Source organism: Streptomyces sp. 3211.6 (genome assembly GCF_003634815.1).
Taxonomy (GTDB): Bacteria; Actinomycetota; Actinomycetes; order Streptomycetales; family Streptomycetaceae; genus Streptomyces; species Streptomyces katrae_A.
In genome coordinates this window covers 100,939-116,587 of sequence record NZ_RBXC01000002.1, presented here as the reverse complement: position 1 = coordinate 116,587, position 15,649 = coordinate 100,939, and the positions used below count along the sequence as shown (strand labels likewise).

The window sequence follows — 15,649 nt, the reverse complement described above, 5'->3', positions numbered from 1 at the left end:
GCTCCGCGATGGCAGACACCGAGGAGAAGCTCCGCACTTACCTCCGCAAGGCGACCGCCGATCTCCAGGAGACGCGGCGGCGCCTGCGGGAGGCGGAGGCCGCGGCGGGCGAGCCGGTCGCCATCGTGGGGATGGGCTGCCGCTTCCCCGGCGGTGTCACCTCGCCCGAGGAGCTGTGGGAGCTCGTCGCCTCCGGCGGGGACGGGATGTCGGCCTTCCCCGCCGACCGCGGCTGGAACGTCGGCGCGGCCTACTCGCCCACCGGGCACGACCCGGTGGGCGGGTTCCTGTACGACGCGGACCGCTTCGACGCGGACTTCTTCGGGATCTCCCCGCGCGAGGCGCAGGCCATGGACCCCCAGCAGCGGCTGCTGCTGGAGACCTCGTGGGAGGCGTTCGAGCGGGCGGGCATCGACCCGCTGTCGGTGAAGGGGCAGCGGATCGGCGTCTTCGCCGGGCTGATGTACCACGACTACGGGACGGGCGCCGGCGAGGTCCCCGAGGAGCTCCGGGGCTACCTGGTCAACGGCAGCGCGGGCAGCGTGGCCACGGGCCGGATCGCGTACACGCTGGGCCTGGAAGGCCCGGCGGTGACCGTGGACACCGCCTGCTCCTCCTCCCTGGTCGCCCTGCACCTGGCGGTACAGGCCCTGCGGCGCGGCGAGTGCACGATGGCCCTCGCGGGCGGTGCGACGGTCATGTCCACGCCCGTGATGTTCCTCGACTTCATGAAGCAGGGCGGGCTGGCCGTCGACGGCCGCTGCAAGTCCTTCGCCGAGGGCGCGGACGGCACCGGCTTCGCCGAAGGCGTCGGCATGCTGCTCGTGGAACGGCTCTCGGACGCCGTGGCGAACGGACACCGCGTCCTGGCCGTCGTCCGCGGCTCCGCCGTCAACCAGGACGGCGCCAGCAACGGCCTGACCGCCCCCAACGGCCCCTCCCAGCAGCGGGTCATCCGGCAGGCCCTGGATGCCGCCGGGCTGACCGCCGCCGACGTGGACGCGGTGGAGGCGCACGGCACGGGCACCAGGCTGGGCGACCCGATCGAGGCGCAGGCGCTGATGGCCGCGTACGGGCAGGACCGCGGGGCGGATCTGCCGCTGTGGCTGGGCTCCCTGAAGTCCAACATCGGTCACACGCAGGCCGCGGCGGGCGTCGGCGGGGTGATCAAGATGGTGCAGGCGATGCGGCACGGCGTCCTGCCGCGCACCCTGCACGCCGACGTGCCCTCCTCCGGCATCGACTGGTCGGCGGGAGCGGTGGAGCTGCTGACGCGGGAGCGGCCGTGGCCGGAGACCGGCCGGGTCCGCCGTGCGGGGGTCTCCTCCTTCGGGGCGAGCGGCACGAACGCCCACGTGATCCTGGAGCAGGCCCCGGAAGCCGGCGCCGTGGAGGCGGACGCCGGACCGGCCGCCGAGCCGGTCTCCGGACCGGTCCCGGTGGCGCTGTCGGGGCGCTCGGCCGAGGCGCTGCGGGCGCAGGCGGGGCGGCTGCTGTCGTTCCTGGAGGCCCGCCCCGAACTGGGCACGGCCGAGGTGGCGCACGCACTGACCCGCCGCTCCGAGCTGGAGCACCGTGCGGTGGTCGTGGGCCGGGACCGCGACACGCTGGTGCGGGGCCTGACGGCCCTGGCCTCCGGCGAGCCGGACCCGGCCGTCGTCTCCGGTCACGCGACCGGGCGGGGGCGGCTGGCGGTGCTGTTCACGGGCCAGGGCAGCCAGCGGATCGGCATGGGCCGGGAACTGTACGAGACGTACCCCGTGTTCGCCGCCGCCTTCGACGCGGTGTGCGCGGAACTGGGCGACGGCCTCAAGGAGATCGTCTTCGGCGAGGACCCCGAAGCCCTGGACCGCACCGGAACCACCCAGCCCGCCCTCTTCGCCATCGAGGTCGCCCTCTACCGACTCGTCGAATCCTGGGGCATCACCCCGCGGTTCGTCGGCGGCCACTCGGTCGGCGAGATCGCCGCCGCACACATCGCCGGAGTGCTGTCCCTGCACGACGCGGCCGTACTCGTCACTGCGCGGGGCCAGCTCATGGAAGCCCTCCCCGAGGGCGGGATCATGGTCTCCGTCCAGGCCTCCGAAGACCAGGTCACACCGCTGCTCGTGCCCGGCGCGGCCATCGCCGCCGTCAACGGGCCCGAGGCCGTGGTCATCTCCGGGGTCCGGGAAGCCGTCGAAGGTGTCGTCGCGCTGCTCGCGGCGCAGGACGTCAAGTCCAAGGCCCTACGCGTCAGCCACGCCTTCCACTCCCCCCTCATGGACCCCATGCTGGAGGAGTTCCGCGCCGCCATCTCCGGCCTGGACTTCCACCGCCCCGAGGTCCCCATCGTCTCCGCCCTCACCGGCAGCCTGGTGACGGACGAGATCGCCCGCCCCGACTACTGGGTCACCCACGTCCGCGAGGCCGTCCGCTTCCACGACGCCATCCGCACCCTCGAAACCGAAGGCGCCACCACCATCCTGGAACTGGGCCCGGACGGCGTGCTGACCGCCATGGCCCGCCCCTGCCTCACCAACGAGAACACCGCACTCGTCCCCACCCTCCGCCGGGACCGCGACGAGGCCGACTCCGCGGTCACCGCCCTCGCCCACCTCCTCACCGCAGGCGGCCTCGCCGACCGCACCGCCTTCTTCACCGGCGCGCCCTCCGCCTCCGTCGACCTCCCCACCTACGCCTTCCAGCGCGCGTCGTACTGGCTCGACGCCACGACCACCCTCCCGGCCGCCGCCCGGGACGCGGGCGACGCCCGCTTCTGGGCCGCCGTCGAAGAGGCCGACGCCGCCTCCCTGGCCTCGGCGCTGGACCTGGACGGCACCGGGGACGAGGCGTCCCTGGACGCGCTGCGCGCCGCGCTCCCGCTGCTCGCCTCCTGGCGGGCCCGGGAGCGGGAGCGGTCGGCCGCGGCGGACTGGACGTACGAGGTGACGTGGACCCGGCTCGCGCAGGAGCCGGCCCGGCCCGCCCTGTCGGGGACCTGGCTGGTGGCCGTACCCGCCGGGCACACGGCGGACGCCTGGACGGACGCGGTGGTCCGGGCCCTGACCCGGTACGGCGCCAAGGCGCTCGTACGGGCCGTGCCCGCGCACCCCGCCGGCCGGGCGGAGTACCGCGCGTTCCTCGCGGAGGCGGAGCGCGACGCCCCGGCCCTCGCCGGGGTGCTGTCGCTGCTCGCCCTCGACACCCGGGACCGTACGGACGGCTCCGCCGTCTCCGGCGGGCTCGCCGGGACGCTGCTGCTGCTCCAGGCCCTCGGTGACGCGTCCTCAGCGGCTCCGCTGTGGACGGTCACCCGGGGCGCGGTCGCGGCCGGCCCCGGTGAGTCGCCCGCCGACGCCCGGCAGGCGGAGGTGTGGGGGCTGGGCCGGGTCGCGGCGCTGGAGTGCCCCCAGTCGTGGGGCGGGCTGGTGGACCTGCCGTCCGAGCCCGCCGACCCGCGGGCCCAGGAGCGGCTGGCCTCCCTGCTCGCGGCGGACGGCGGCGAGGACCAGGCCGCGGTACGGGCCTCCGGCGTCCTCGGGCGCCGCCTCACCCGGACGGCCGCTCCCGCCGACGGCTGGACTCCGCGCGGGACCGTACTCGTCACCGGTGGAACCGGCGCCCTCGGCGCCCGCTTCGCCCGCTGGCTCGCCGCGAACGGCGCCACCCGGCTCCTGCTCACCAGCCGGCGCGGCCTCCAGGCGCCCGGAGCGCCCGAACTCCTCACGGAACTCACCGCGCTGGGCGTCCCCACCACCATCGCCGCCTGCGACGCCGGCGACCGCGCCGCCCTTGCGGCGCTGCTCGCGGCCGTCCCGGCCGACGAGCCGCTGACCGCTGTCCTGCACACCGCGGGCACCCTCGACGACGGCCTGGTGGAGACCCTGACGCCCGAGCGGTTCGAGTCCGTCCTGCGGTCCAAGGTGCTCGCGGCCCGTCACCTGGACGAGCTCACCCGGGACGCGGACCTGGACGCCTTCGTGCTGTTCTCCTCCGTCGCGGGCACCCTGGGCTCTCCCGGGCAGGCCAACTACGCCGCCGCCAACGCCGGTCTGGACGCGCTCGCCGAGCGGCGCCGGGGCCTCGGCCTGCCGGCCGTGTCGATCGCGTTCGGCGCCTGGGCGGGCGGGGGCATGGCCACCGACGGCACGGGCGAGGTGGACGAGCGGCTGGCCCGGGGCGGGGTGGTGCCGATGCGCCCCGAGCACGTGGTCCCGGCGGTCGCCCGGGCCGTCGCCGCGGGTGCCCCCACGACGGTGATCGGCGACCTCGACTGGGAGCGCTTCACCCGGGACTTCACCGCCGGCCGCCCCAGCGCCCTCCTCACGGGTGTCCCGGAGGCCGCCCGGGTGCTCGACGCCCTGGCCGCCGGACCGGGCCGCGGGGCGGACGGGGACACCGCCGCGACCGGGGCCGGGCTGCGCGAGCGGATCGCCGCGCTGGCCCCCGAGAAGCGGACGGCGGCCCTGGTGGACCTGGTGTGCGTGCACACCGCGGTCGTCCTGGGCCACGCGGACAAGCGGACGGTCCAGCCGCACCGCACCTTCCGCGAGCTGGGCTTCGCCTCCCTGACCGCCGTCGAGTTCCGCAACCGGCTCGGCTCCGCCACCGGGATGCGGCTCAGCCCCACGATGGTGTTCGACCACCCGACGCCGCTCGCCCTCGCCGGACAGCTCCTCTGCGACCTGGGGCTGGACGAGGACCCCACCGCCGCGCTGATCGCGGACGTGGAGCGGCTGGAACGCGCGGCCCTCGCACTGGACGAGGCGGACGGCGCCCGTACGGAGATCGCCGACCGGCTGCGCGTCCTGCTGGGGAAGATCGACCCGGCCGGGGCGGAGGAGCCCGCGGCCCTGGAGCTCGACGACGCCGACGCCGGGGACGTGTTCGCCTACATCGACCAGAAGTACGGCGCGCTCTAGCCCGCTCCCCCGCGCCGGCCGGGGCGCCGTCCCCGTGCCGGCCGGGCCCCGTCCCCGCGCCGACGGCCTCCCGTACTCCCCTCCCCCACCACCACGCCTGCCCGCCACGCACCACCACACGAACCGGGTGACCTTCCAGCATGTCCAACACGCCCCAGACCTCCAACGAAGCGAAGCTGCTGCAGTACCTGAAGCGCGTCACCTCCGACCTGGACAAGGCGAACGACCGCCTGCGGGAGGTGGAGGCCGCCGCCGGCGAGCCGATCGCCATCGTCGGGATGAGCTGCCGCTTCCCGGGCGGGGTGGAGTCTCCGGAGGACTTCTGGGAGCTGCTGGCGTCCGGGGCCGACGGGATCACCGCGTTCCCCGCCGACCGCGGCTGGGACCTCGACCGGCTCGTGGACGAGGACCCGGAGCGGACGGGCACCTCGTACGTCCGGGAGGGCGGGTTCCTGCGCGGCGCGGCGGAGTTCGACGCCGCCTTCTTCGGGATCTCCCCGCGCGAGGCCCTGGCGATGGACCCGCAGCAGCGGCTGCTGCTGGAGACGGCCTGGGAGGCCGTGGAGCGGGCCGGGCTCGACGCGGCGCCGCTGCGCGGATCCGCGACCGGGGTGTTCATCGGCACGAACGGGCAGGACTACGGGACGCTGGCCGCCGCCTCCGCCGACGACCTCGGCGGATACGTGGGGACGGGCAGCGCGGCGAGCGTGGTGTCGGGCCGCATCTCGTACGTCCTGGGCCTGGAGGGTCCGGCGGTGACCGTGGACACGGCCTGCTCGGCGTCCCTGGTGGCCCTGCACCTGGCCGGTGAGGCGCTGCGGCGCGGGGAGTGCACGCTGGCCCTGGCGGGCGGGGTGACGGTGATGTCCACGCCGTCGACGTTCGTGGAGTTCAGCCGCCAGCGCGGGCTGGCCCCGGACGGCCGCTGCAAGTCCTTCGCCGACGGCGCGGACGGCACCGGCTTCGCCGAGGGCGTGGGCATGCTGCTGGTGGAGCGCCTGTCGGACGCCGTGCGCAACGGGCATCCGGTGCTGGCCGTCGTACGGGGCTCGGCGGTCAACCAGGACGGCGCCAGCAACGGCCTGACCGCCCCCAACGGCCCCTCGCAGCAGCGGGTCATCCGCCAGGCCCTCGACGCGGCCGGGCTGACCGCCGCCGACGTGGACGCGGTGGAGGCGCACGGCACGGGGACGAAGCTGGGCGACCCGATCGAGGCCCAGGCGCTGCTGGCCACCTACGGCCAGGAGCGTGCGGGCGGCGAACCGCTGTGGCTCGGGTCGGTGAAGTCCAACATCGGGCACACCCAGGCCGCGGCCGGTGTCGCGGGGATCATCAAGATGGTGCAGGCCATGCGGCACGGGGTCCTCCCGCGCACCCTGCACGTGGACGCGCCGTCGGCGGAGGTGGACTGGTCGGCGGGCGCGGTGGAAGTGCTCGCGGAGCAGCGGCCGTGGCCGGAGACGGGGCGGCCGCGCCGCGCGGGCGTGTCCTCGTTCGGCATCAGCGGCACCAACGCCCACGTGATCCTGGAGGCCGCCCCGGAGCAGAACCCCGGGCGGGACGGCGAGCCGGTGTCCGGTCCGGTGCCGGTGGCGCTGTCGGCCCGTTCGCCCGAAGCCCTGCGGGCACAGGCCGCCCGGCTGGCCGACCACCTGGCGCAGCGGCCCGAGCTGGACGTGGCCGATGTGGCGTACTCCCTGACGGGACGTACGGACCTGGAACACCGCGCCGTGGTCGTGGGCCGGGACCGCGAGGAGGTCCTGGCCGGTCTGCGCAACCTGGAGCGCGACGGCGGCGGCTCGCCGGCCGGTCCCGGCGGCGGCCCGGCGGTGCTGTTCACGGGGCAGGGCAGCCAGCGGCCGGGCATGGGCCGGGAACTGTACGAGACGTACCCGGTGTTCGCGGCCGCCTTCGACGCGGTGTGCGCGGAACTCGGGGACGGCCTCAAGGAGATCGTCTTCGGCGAGGACGCCGAAGCCCTGGACCGCACCGGAACCACCCAGCCGGCCCTGTTCGCCATCGAGGTGGCCCTGTACCGGCTGGTGGAGTCCTGGGGTGTGGTCCCGGAGTTCGTCGGCGGGCACTCTGTCGGCGAGATCGCCGCCGCACACGTCGCCGGGGTGCTGTCGCTGCACGACGCGGCCGCATTGGTCAGCGCACGCGGGCGGCTCATGGAAGCCCTCCCCGAGGGCGGGATCATGGTCTCCGTCCAGGCCTCCGAAGAGCAGGTCACTCCGCTGCTCGTGCCCGGCGCCGCGATCGCCGCCGTCAACGGGCCCGAGGCCGTGGTCATCTCCGGGGTTCGGGAAGCCGTCGAGGGTGTCGTGGCGCTGCTCGCGGCGCAGGACGTGAAGGCGAAGGCCCTGCGCGTCAGCCACGCGTTCCACTCCCCGCTCATGGACCCGATGCTGGAGGAGTTCCGGAGCGCCATCTCCGGCCTGGACTTCCACCGCCCCGAGATCCCCTTCGTGTCCGCCCTCACCGGCGGCCTGGTGACGGACGAGATCGCCCACCCCGACTACTGGGTCAGCCACGTCCGCGAAGCCGTCCGCTTCCACGACGCGGTCCGGACGCTGGAGTCCGAAGGTGCCACGACCATCCTGGAGCTGGGCCCGGACGGCGTGCTGACCGCCATGGCCCGCCCCTGCCTCGCCGACGAGAACACCGCTCTCGTCCCCACCCTCCGCCGGGGCCGCGACGAGGCCGTCTGCGCCGTCACCGCCCTCGGGCGGCTGTTCGTCGCCGGGGCCGTCGCCGATCGTGCGGCGTTCTTCGCCGGTTCCCGCGCCGCGCGCGTGGACCTGCCCACGTACGCCTTCCAGCACCGGACGTTCTGGGTGTCCACCTCCGTCGGCTCGGTCGGCGACGTGGCCTCGGCGGGTGTCGCCGCCGCCGACCACCCCCTCCTCGGCGCCGCCGTCACGCTCCCCGGTGCATCGGGAATGCTGTTCACCGGCCGGCTCTCCCTCCACTCCCACCCGTGGCTGCGCGACCACCAGGTGCACGGCCAGGTCGTGTTCCCCGGCGCGGCCATGGTGGAGCTGGCCGTACGGGCCGGTGAGGAGGTCGGCCACGGGCTGCTCGACGACCTGACGATCGAGGCCCCGCTCGTCCTCCCGCCGTCCGGCGGCGTCCAGCTGCGGCTGATGCTGGCCGAACCGGACGGACACGGCCGACGGGCGCTGAGCCTGTTCTCCCGCCCGGAGGACGCCGACGCCGCCGAGCCGTGGGTCCGGCACGCCGCCGGTGCGGTCGTCGCCACCCCGGACGTGCCGGGCGTGCCCCTGGCCGTCTGGCCGCCCGCGGGGGCCACCGCGCTCGACACCGACTGCCTGTACGAGGTGCTGGACGCGCTCGGCTTCGGCTACGGGCCCGCCTTCCAGGGGCTGACGGCCGCCTGGCAGCTCGGCGAGGAGGTCTACGCCGAGGTCGCCCTCCCTGAGGCGGCGACCGCCGACGCCGCCCGCTTCGGCCTGCACCCGGCGCTGCTGGACGCCGCCCTGCACGGGATCGGGCTCGGTTCCTTCGTGCCCGAGGAACCTGGGCGGGCGCGGCTTCCGTTCAACTGGTCGGGGGTCTCCCTGCACGCGGCCGGGGCCTCTGCCCTGCGGGTCCGCATCGCCCCCACCGGGACGGACTCGGTGGCACTCACCCTCGCCGACCAGACCGGGGCGCCCGTCGCCACCGTCGAATCCCTCGCCCTGCGCGCCGTCACCGCCGAACAGCTGGAGGACGGCTCGCTGCGCGACGCCCTGTTCCGCCTGGACTGGGCCGAGGCGGCCGTCGCCGTCGGCGGCGGGGAGCTGGGTACCTGGGTGCGGCTGGGTGAGGAAGGGGAGACCGTCCCCGCCTACGTGGTCACGCCCACCCCGGGCGGCGAGGTGCATTCCGCCGTCGCCGAGGCCCTGCGGCTGGTGCGGTCCTGGCTGGCCGAGGAGCGCTTCGCAACCTCCCGGCTGGTGTTCACCGCCGAGCGGCAGGACCCGGCCACGGCCGCCGTATGGGGACTGGTGCGTACCGCGCAGACCGAGAACCCCGGCAGGTTCGCCCTGGTCGAGACCGCCGACATCGAAGCCACCTGGGAACAGATCTCCACCGCGCTCGCCGCCGGCGAGGAGCAGATCGCCCTCCGCGACGGCCGGGTCCTCGTCCCCCGCCTGGCCCGGGCCACGCCCGCCCCGGCCCAGGGGCCCGCGTTCGGGGACGGCACGGTCCTGATCACCGGCGGCACGGGCGGCCTGGGCGCGCTGTTCGCCCGGCACCTGGTCACCGAGCACGGCGTCCGCGACCTCCTGCTGACCAGCCGACGCGGCGAGAACGCCCCCGGCGCCACCGAACTCGCCGCGGATCTGGAAGAGTTGGGGGCACGCGTCCGCATCGCCGCCTGCGACGCCGCCGACCGCGAAGCACTCGCCGCCCTCCTGGACACCCTCGACCGGCCCCTGACCGCCGTCCTGCACTCCGCCGGTGTACTGGACGACGGAGTGGTGTCCTCCCTGACCCCGGAACGCGTCTCCGACGTGCTGCGCCCCAAGGCGGACGCGGCACGCCACCTGCACGAGCTGACCCGGGACGCGGGCGCGGACCTCGCCGCGTTCGTCGTCTTCTCCTCTGCCGCCGGCCTGTTCGGCGGCGCCGGGCAGGCCGGCTACGCGGCCGCGAACAGCTACCTCGACGCCCTCATAGCCGAGCGCCGGGCCGCCGGCCTGCCCGGCCTGTCGCTCGCCTGGGGCCTGTGGGCCGGGGCCGGCGGCATGGGCGACACCCTCTCCGCAGAGGACGTCGAACGCATCGGCCGCTCCGGCGTCCGCCCGCTGACCGTCGACCAGGGCCTGGCCCTCTTCGACGCCGCCCTCGGCACCGGAGAACCCCTCCTCGTCCCCGTCCCCCTCGACCTGCGCACCCTGCGCCGCCAGAGCCGGATCCCGGTCCTGCTGCGCGGGCTGGTGCCCGCGCCGCGCCGCCGGACCGCCGCCGTCGGCTCCGGTGCCACCGCCCAGGGCGGGTCGGCCTGGGCGGACCGGCTGGCCGGCCTGGCGGTCGCCGAGCAGCGGGCGCTCCTGTTCGACCTGGTCAGTGCGCAGGCCGCGGCGGTGCTGGGGCACAGCGATCCGTCCGTCGTGGAGCCCGAGCGGGCCTTCCGCGAGCTGGGCTTCGACTCCCTCACCGCCGTCGAGTTCCGCAACGCGCTGATCGCGCAGACCGGGATCCGGCTCTCGGCCACCCTGGTCTTCGACCACCCCAATCCGGCCGCCCTGGCCGAGTTCCTGCGGACCGAGCTGGTCGGCGAGGACACCGGCGTAGGGGACGGACAGGCGCCCGCGGCGGGGATCGCCGACGACGAGCCGATCGCGATCGTCGGCATGAGCTGCCGCTACCCGGGCGGCGTCGAAACCCCCGAGGACCTGTGGCGGCTGGTCGCCGACGGCCGGGACGGCATCACCGCCTTCCCCGACAACCGCGGCTGGGACCTCGACCACCTCTTCGACCCGGACCCGGACCACCCGGGCACCTCGTACGCGGACCAGGGCGGGTTCCTGCACGGCGCGGCGGAGTTCGACGCCGGCTTCTTCGGCGTCTCCCCGCGCGAGGCCCTTGCGATGGACCCGCAGCAGCGGCTGCTGCTGGAGACGGCCTGGGAGGCCTTCGAGGACGCGGGCATCGACCCGGAGCGCGCCCGGGGCACGCGGACCGGCGTCTTCACCGGCCTGATGTACCACGACTACCTCGCCCGGCTCTCGGCGATTCCGGACGGGCTGGAGGGCTTCCGCGGCACGGCGGGGGCGGGCAGCGTGGCCTCGGGACGCGTCTCGTACACGCTGGGCCTGGAGGGCCCGGCGGTGACGGTCGACACGGCCTGCTCCTCCTCCCTCGTCGCCCTGCACCTGGCGGTGCAGGCCCTGCGGCGTGGTGAGTGCACGATGGCCCTCGCGGGCGGCGTGGCCGTCATGTCGACCCCGGAGACCTTCGTCGACTTCAGCCGTCAGCGCGGGCTCGCGGCCGACGGCCGCTGCAAGTCCTTCGCAGAGGGCGCCGACGGCACCGGCTGGGGCGAGGGCGTCGGCATGCTGCTCGTGGAACGGCTCTCGGACGCCGTGGCCAACGGACACCGCGTCCTGGCCGTCGTCCGCGGCTCCGCCGTCAACCAGGACGGCGCCAGCAACGGCCTCACCGCCCCCAACGGCCCCTCCCAGCAGCGCGTCATCCGCCAAGCCCTCGACAGCGCCGGACTCACCACCGCCGACGTCGACGCCGTCGAAGCCCACGGCACGGGAACCAAGCTCGGCGACCCCATCGAAGCCCAGGCCCTCCTCGCCACCTACGGGCAGGAGCGAGCGGACGGCGAACCGCTGTGGCTGGGCTCCATCAAGTCCAACATCGGGCACACCCAGGCCGCCGCCGGCGCGGCGGGGGTCATCAAGATGGTGCAGGCGATGCGCAACGGCGTGCTGCCGCCCACCCTGCACGTGGACGCCCCGTCGAGCCACATCGACTGGTCGGCCGGAGCCGTCGAGCTCCTTACCGAGGCCCGGCCGTGGCCGGAGACGGGGCGGCCGCGCCGCGCGGGCGTCTCCTCGTTCGGCATCAGCGGCACCAACGCCCACGTGATCCTGGAGGCCGCCCCGGAGCAGAACCCCGGGCGGGACGGCGAGCCGGTGTCCGGTCCGGTGCCGGTGGCGCTGTCGGCCCGTTCGCCCGAAGCCCTGCGGGCACAGGCCGCCCGGCTGGCCGACCACCTGGAACAGCGGCCCGAGCTGGACGTGGCCGATGTGGCGTACTCCCTCACGGGGCGGTCCGAGATGGAACACCGCGCCGTGGTCGTGGGCCGGGACCGCGACACGCTGGTGCGGGGCCTGACGGCCCTGGCCTCCGGCGAGCCGGACCCGTCGGTGGTCACCGGCCAGGCGACGGGACGCGGGCGGCTGGCGGTGCTCTTCACGGGCCAGGGCAGCCAGCGGATCGGCATGGGCCGCGAGCTGTACGAGACGTACCCGGTGTTCGCGGCCGCCTTCGACGCGGTGTGCGCGGAACTCGGGGACGGCCTCAAGGAGATCGTCTTCGGCGAGGACACCGAAGCCCTGGACCGCACCGGAACCACCCAGCCCGCCCTGTTCGCCATCGAGGTCGCCCTCTACCGACTCGTCGAATCCTGGGGCATCACCCCGCGGTTCGTCGGCGGCCACTCGGTCGGCGAGATCGCCGCCGCACACGTCGCCGGAGTGCTGTCCCTGCACGACGCGGCAGTCCTGGTCAGCGCACGCGGGCGGCTCATGGAAGCCCTGCCCGAGGGCGGGATCATGGTCTCCGTCCAGGCCTCCGAAGACCAGGTCACACCGCTGCTCGTGCCCGGCGCGGCCATCGCCGCCGTCAACGGACCGAACGCCGTGGTCATCTCCGGGGTCCGGGAAGCCGTCGAAGGTGTCGTCGCGCTGCTCGCGGCGCAGGACGTCAAGTCCAAGGCCCTGCGCGTCAGCCACGCCTTCCACTCCCCCCTCATGGATCCCATGCTGGAGGAGTTCCGGAACGCCATCTCCGGCCTGGACTTCCACCAGCCGAACATCCCCTTCGTCTCCGCCCTCACCGGCAGCCTCGTCACCGACGAGATCGCCCACCCCGACTACTGGGTCAGCCACGTCCGCGAAGCCGTCCGCTTCCACGACGCCGTCCGGAGGCTGGAGTCCGAAGGCGCCACCACCATCCTGGAACTGGGCCCCGACGCCGTACTCACCGCCATGGCCCGCCCCTGCCTCACCGACGAGAACACCGCACTCGTCCCCACCCTCCGCCGGGACCGCGACGAGGCCGACTCCGCGGTCACCGCGCTCGCCCACCTCCTCACCGCAGGCGGCCTCGCCGACCGCACCGCCTTCTTCACCGGCACGGACGTCACCCGCGTCGGCCTCCCCGCCTACGCCTTCCAGCACGAGACCTTCTGGATCCACGACACGGCCCCGGCCACCGCCGACGCCGGGCACGCCGGGCTCGACGCGGCGGACCACCCGCTGCTCGGGGCGGCGGTCACGCTGCCCGAGTCCGAGGAGTTCCTGCTCACCGCCCGGCTGTCCCTGCGCACCCACCGCTGGCTGGACGACCACCGGGTCATGGGGCAGGCCGTCGTACCGGGCGCCGCGCTGGTGGAGCTGGCCGTGCGGGCCGGTGACGAGGCCGGCTGCAACACGCTGGACGAACTGACCCTGGAGGCCCCGCTGGTGCTGCCCGAGGACGGCGGGGTCCAGGTCCGGGTGCTGGTCGGCGGGCCCGACGCGGAGGAGCGGCGGTCCGTACGGGTCTACTCCCGGGCCGAGGACGCCCCTGCGGGGGAGCCCTGGACCCGGCACGCCGACGGGACGCTGTCGTTCGCCGACCGCGCCCCCGAGGCCGGTCCGGCCGAGTGGCCGCCGGCCGGGGCCGTGCCCCTGGACGCGGAGGGTCTGTACGCCGCGATGTCCGAGGTAGGCCTCGACTACGGGCCGGTGTTCCAGGGGCTGAAGGCTGCCTGGAAGCTCGGCGAGGACGTCTACGCCGACATCGCCCTCCCCGAGGACACCACCACCGACGCGGGCCGCTACGGCATCCACCCCGCCCTCCTCGACGCCGCCCTGCACGGCATCGGCCTGGGCCCGTTCCTCTCCGACTCCGACGGCGGCGGGGCGCGACTGCCCTTCGTCTGGACCGGGGTGTCGCTGTTCGCGGCCGGGGCCTCTGCCGTGCGGGTGCGGATCGCGCCCGCCGGGGCGGACTCCGTGGCGCTGACCCTCACCGACCCGGCCGGGGCACCCGTCGCGGCCGTCGCATCCCTCGCCCTGCGCGCCGTGTCGGCCGAGCAGTTCGGTGACGCAGCGCTGCGGGACGCGCTGTTCCGCCTGGAGTGGGCGGAGGCCTCCTCTGCGGAGGCCGCCGAGTCGGTCCTCGACTGGGCGGTGGTCGACGCCGAAGGGTCGCCCGCCGCGCGGGGGCTGGAGCGTGCGGGCGTTCCGTTCGCCGCGTACCCGGACCTGGCCGGGCTGCGGGCGGCCGTGGACGGGGGCCGGACGGTGCCGGACCTGGTGGTGCTGCCCGCGCCGGGGACGGTGGCCGGGGCGCTGGCGGTGCTCCAGTCCTGGCTGGCGGACGAGCGGTACACCGCGTCCCGTCTGGTGTTCACCGCCACCGGGCCGGCCCCGGACACGGCGGCTGTGTGGGGGCTGGTGCGTTCCGCGCAGGCCGAGAACCCCGGCAGGTTCGTGCTCGTGGAGGCCGCGGACGTGGACTCGGGCTGGAACCTGCTGCCGCGGGCCCTCGGCACGGACGAGGCCCAGTTCGCCCTGCGGGACGGCCTGGTGCTCGTGCCGCGCCTGGCCCGGGCCGCCGCTACCCCAGTCGAGGGTCCGGTGTTCGGGGACGGCACGGTCCTGATCACCGGCGGCACGGGCGGCCTGGGCGCGCTGTTCGCCCGCCACCTGGTCACCGAGCACGGCGTCCGCGACCTGCTGCTGACCAGCCGACGCGGCGAGAACGCCCCCGGCGCCACCGAACTCGCCACCGAACTCCAACAGCTGGGGGCACGGGTACGGATCGCCGCCTGCGACGCCGCCGACCGCGAGGCACTCGCCGCCCTCCTGGACTCCCTCGACCGGCCCCTGACCGCCGTCCTGCACTCCGCCGGTGTGCTGGACGACGGGGTGATCGGGGCGCTGACCCCCGAGCGGGTGGCCGAGGTCATGCGGCCCAAGGCGGATGCGGTGGTCAATCTGCACGAGCTGACCCGGGACGCAGGCTCGGACCTGTCGGCGTTCGTGGTCTTCTCCTCCGTCGCCGGGGTCTTCGGCAGTGCCGGCCAGGGTGCTTACGCGGCCGCCAACAGCTACCTCGACGCCCTCATGGCCGAACGCCGGGCCGCAGGCCTGCCCGGCCTGTCGCTCGCCTGGGGCCTGTGGGCCGGAGTCGGCGGCATGGGCGACACCCTCTCCGCAGAAGACATCGAACGCATCGGCCGCTCCGGCGTCCGCCCGCTGACCGTCGACCAGGGCCTGGCCCTCTTCGACGCCGCCCTCGGCACCGGAGAACCCCTCCTCGTCCCCGTCCCCCTCGACCTGCGCACCCTGCGCACCCGCGACCAGACCCCCGGCCTCCTGCGGGCCCTGACCGCCGGATCGGCCCGGCGGGCCGTCGCCCGGGCGGCGGAGCCCAGCGGGGCCGCGGCCACCGGGCCGTCGCTGCGCGACCGGCTGCTGGCGCTGCCCGCCGAGGAGCGGGACGGCGTCCTGCTGGACCTCGTGTGCGGTCAGGTGGCGCTGGTCCTCGGGCATGCGCGGGCCTCGGCGGTGGACGGCGAACGGCAGTTCCGCGAGCTGGGCTTCGACTCCCTCACCGCGCTCGAACTGCGCAACGGGCTGGGCCCGGTGACGGGTCTCGCCCTGCCCGCGACGGTGGTGTTCGACTACCCGACGCCAGCCGCGCTCGCCGGGTACCTGCGGGCCGAGCTGGTCGACGCGTACGCGGAGCACGCCTTCGCCGAACGGCTGGATTCCCTGGAGCCCGTCCTCGCCTCCCTCGCGCAGGACGACGTGCTGCGCGGGAAGGCGGAGGCCCGGCTGCGCGCCCTCCTGGAGCGGCTCGGCGCCTCCGGCGCGGCGGCGTCCCAGCCCGTGGACGCCGCGAGCGGCGCTCGTGCCGCGTCCGAGGAGCGTGAGATCGAATCGGCCACCACCGACGAACTCTTCGACCTGATCGACAAGGAATTCGGATCCCTGTAGCCACCACCG

At 75.3% G+C, this 15,649-nt stretch carries 1 protein-coding gene and 1 pseudogene; both read left to right on the top strand.

What is annotated here, in order from left to right; all coding sequences use genetic code 11:
• Nucleotides 1–29 precede the first annotated feature (29 nt).
• Nucleotides 30–4,904: pseudogene (locus BX286_RS34550) on the top strand (type I polyketide synthase); the annotation flags it as partial.
• 140 nt (nt 4,905–5,044) lie between these two features.
• The gene (locus BX286_RS34545; protein ID WP_121017838.1) at nt 5,045–15,640 is read left to right on the top strand and encodes a type I polyketide synthase; all 10,596 of its coding nucleotides are present in this window, start codon (nt 5,045–5,047) and stop codon (nt 15,638–15,640) included.
• The last annotated feature ends 9 nt before the right edge of the window (nt 15,641–15,649 follow it).

Bases quoted from the DNA above. Each gene is read 5' to 3' on its own strand.
- BX286_RS34545 (WP_121017838.1), top strand. From the start codon at position 5,045: ATGTCCAACACGCCCCAGACCTCCAACGAAGCGAAGCTGCTGCAGTAC.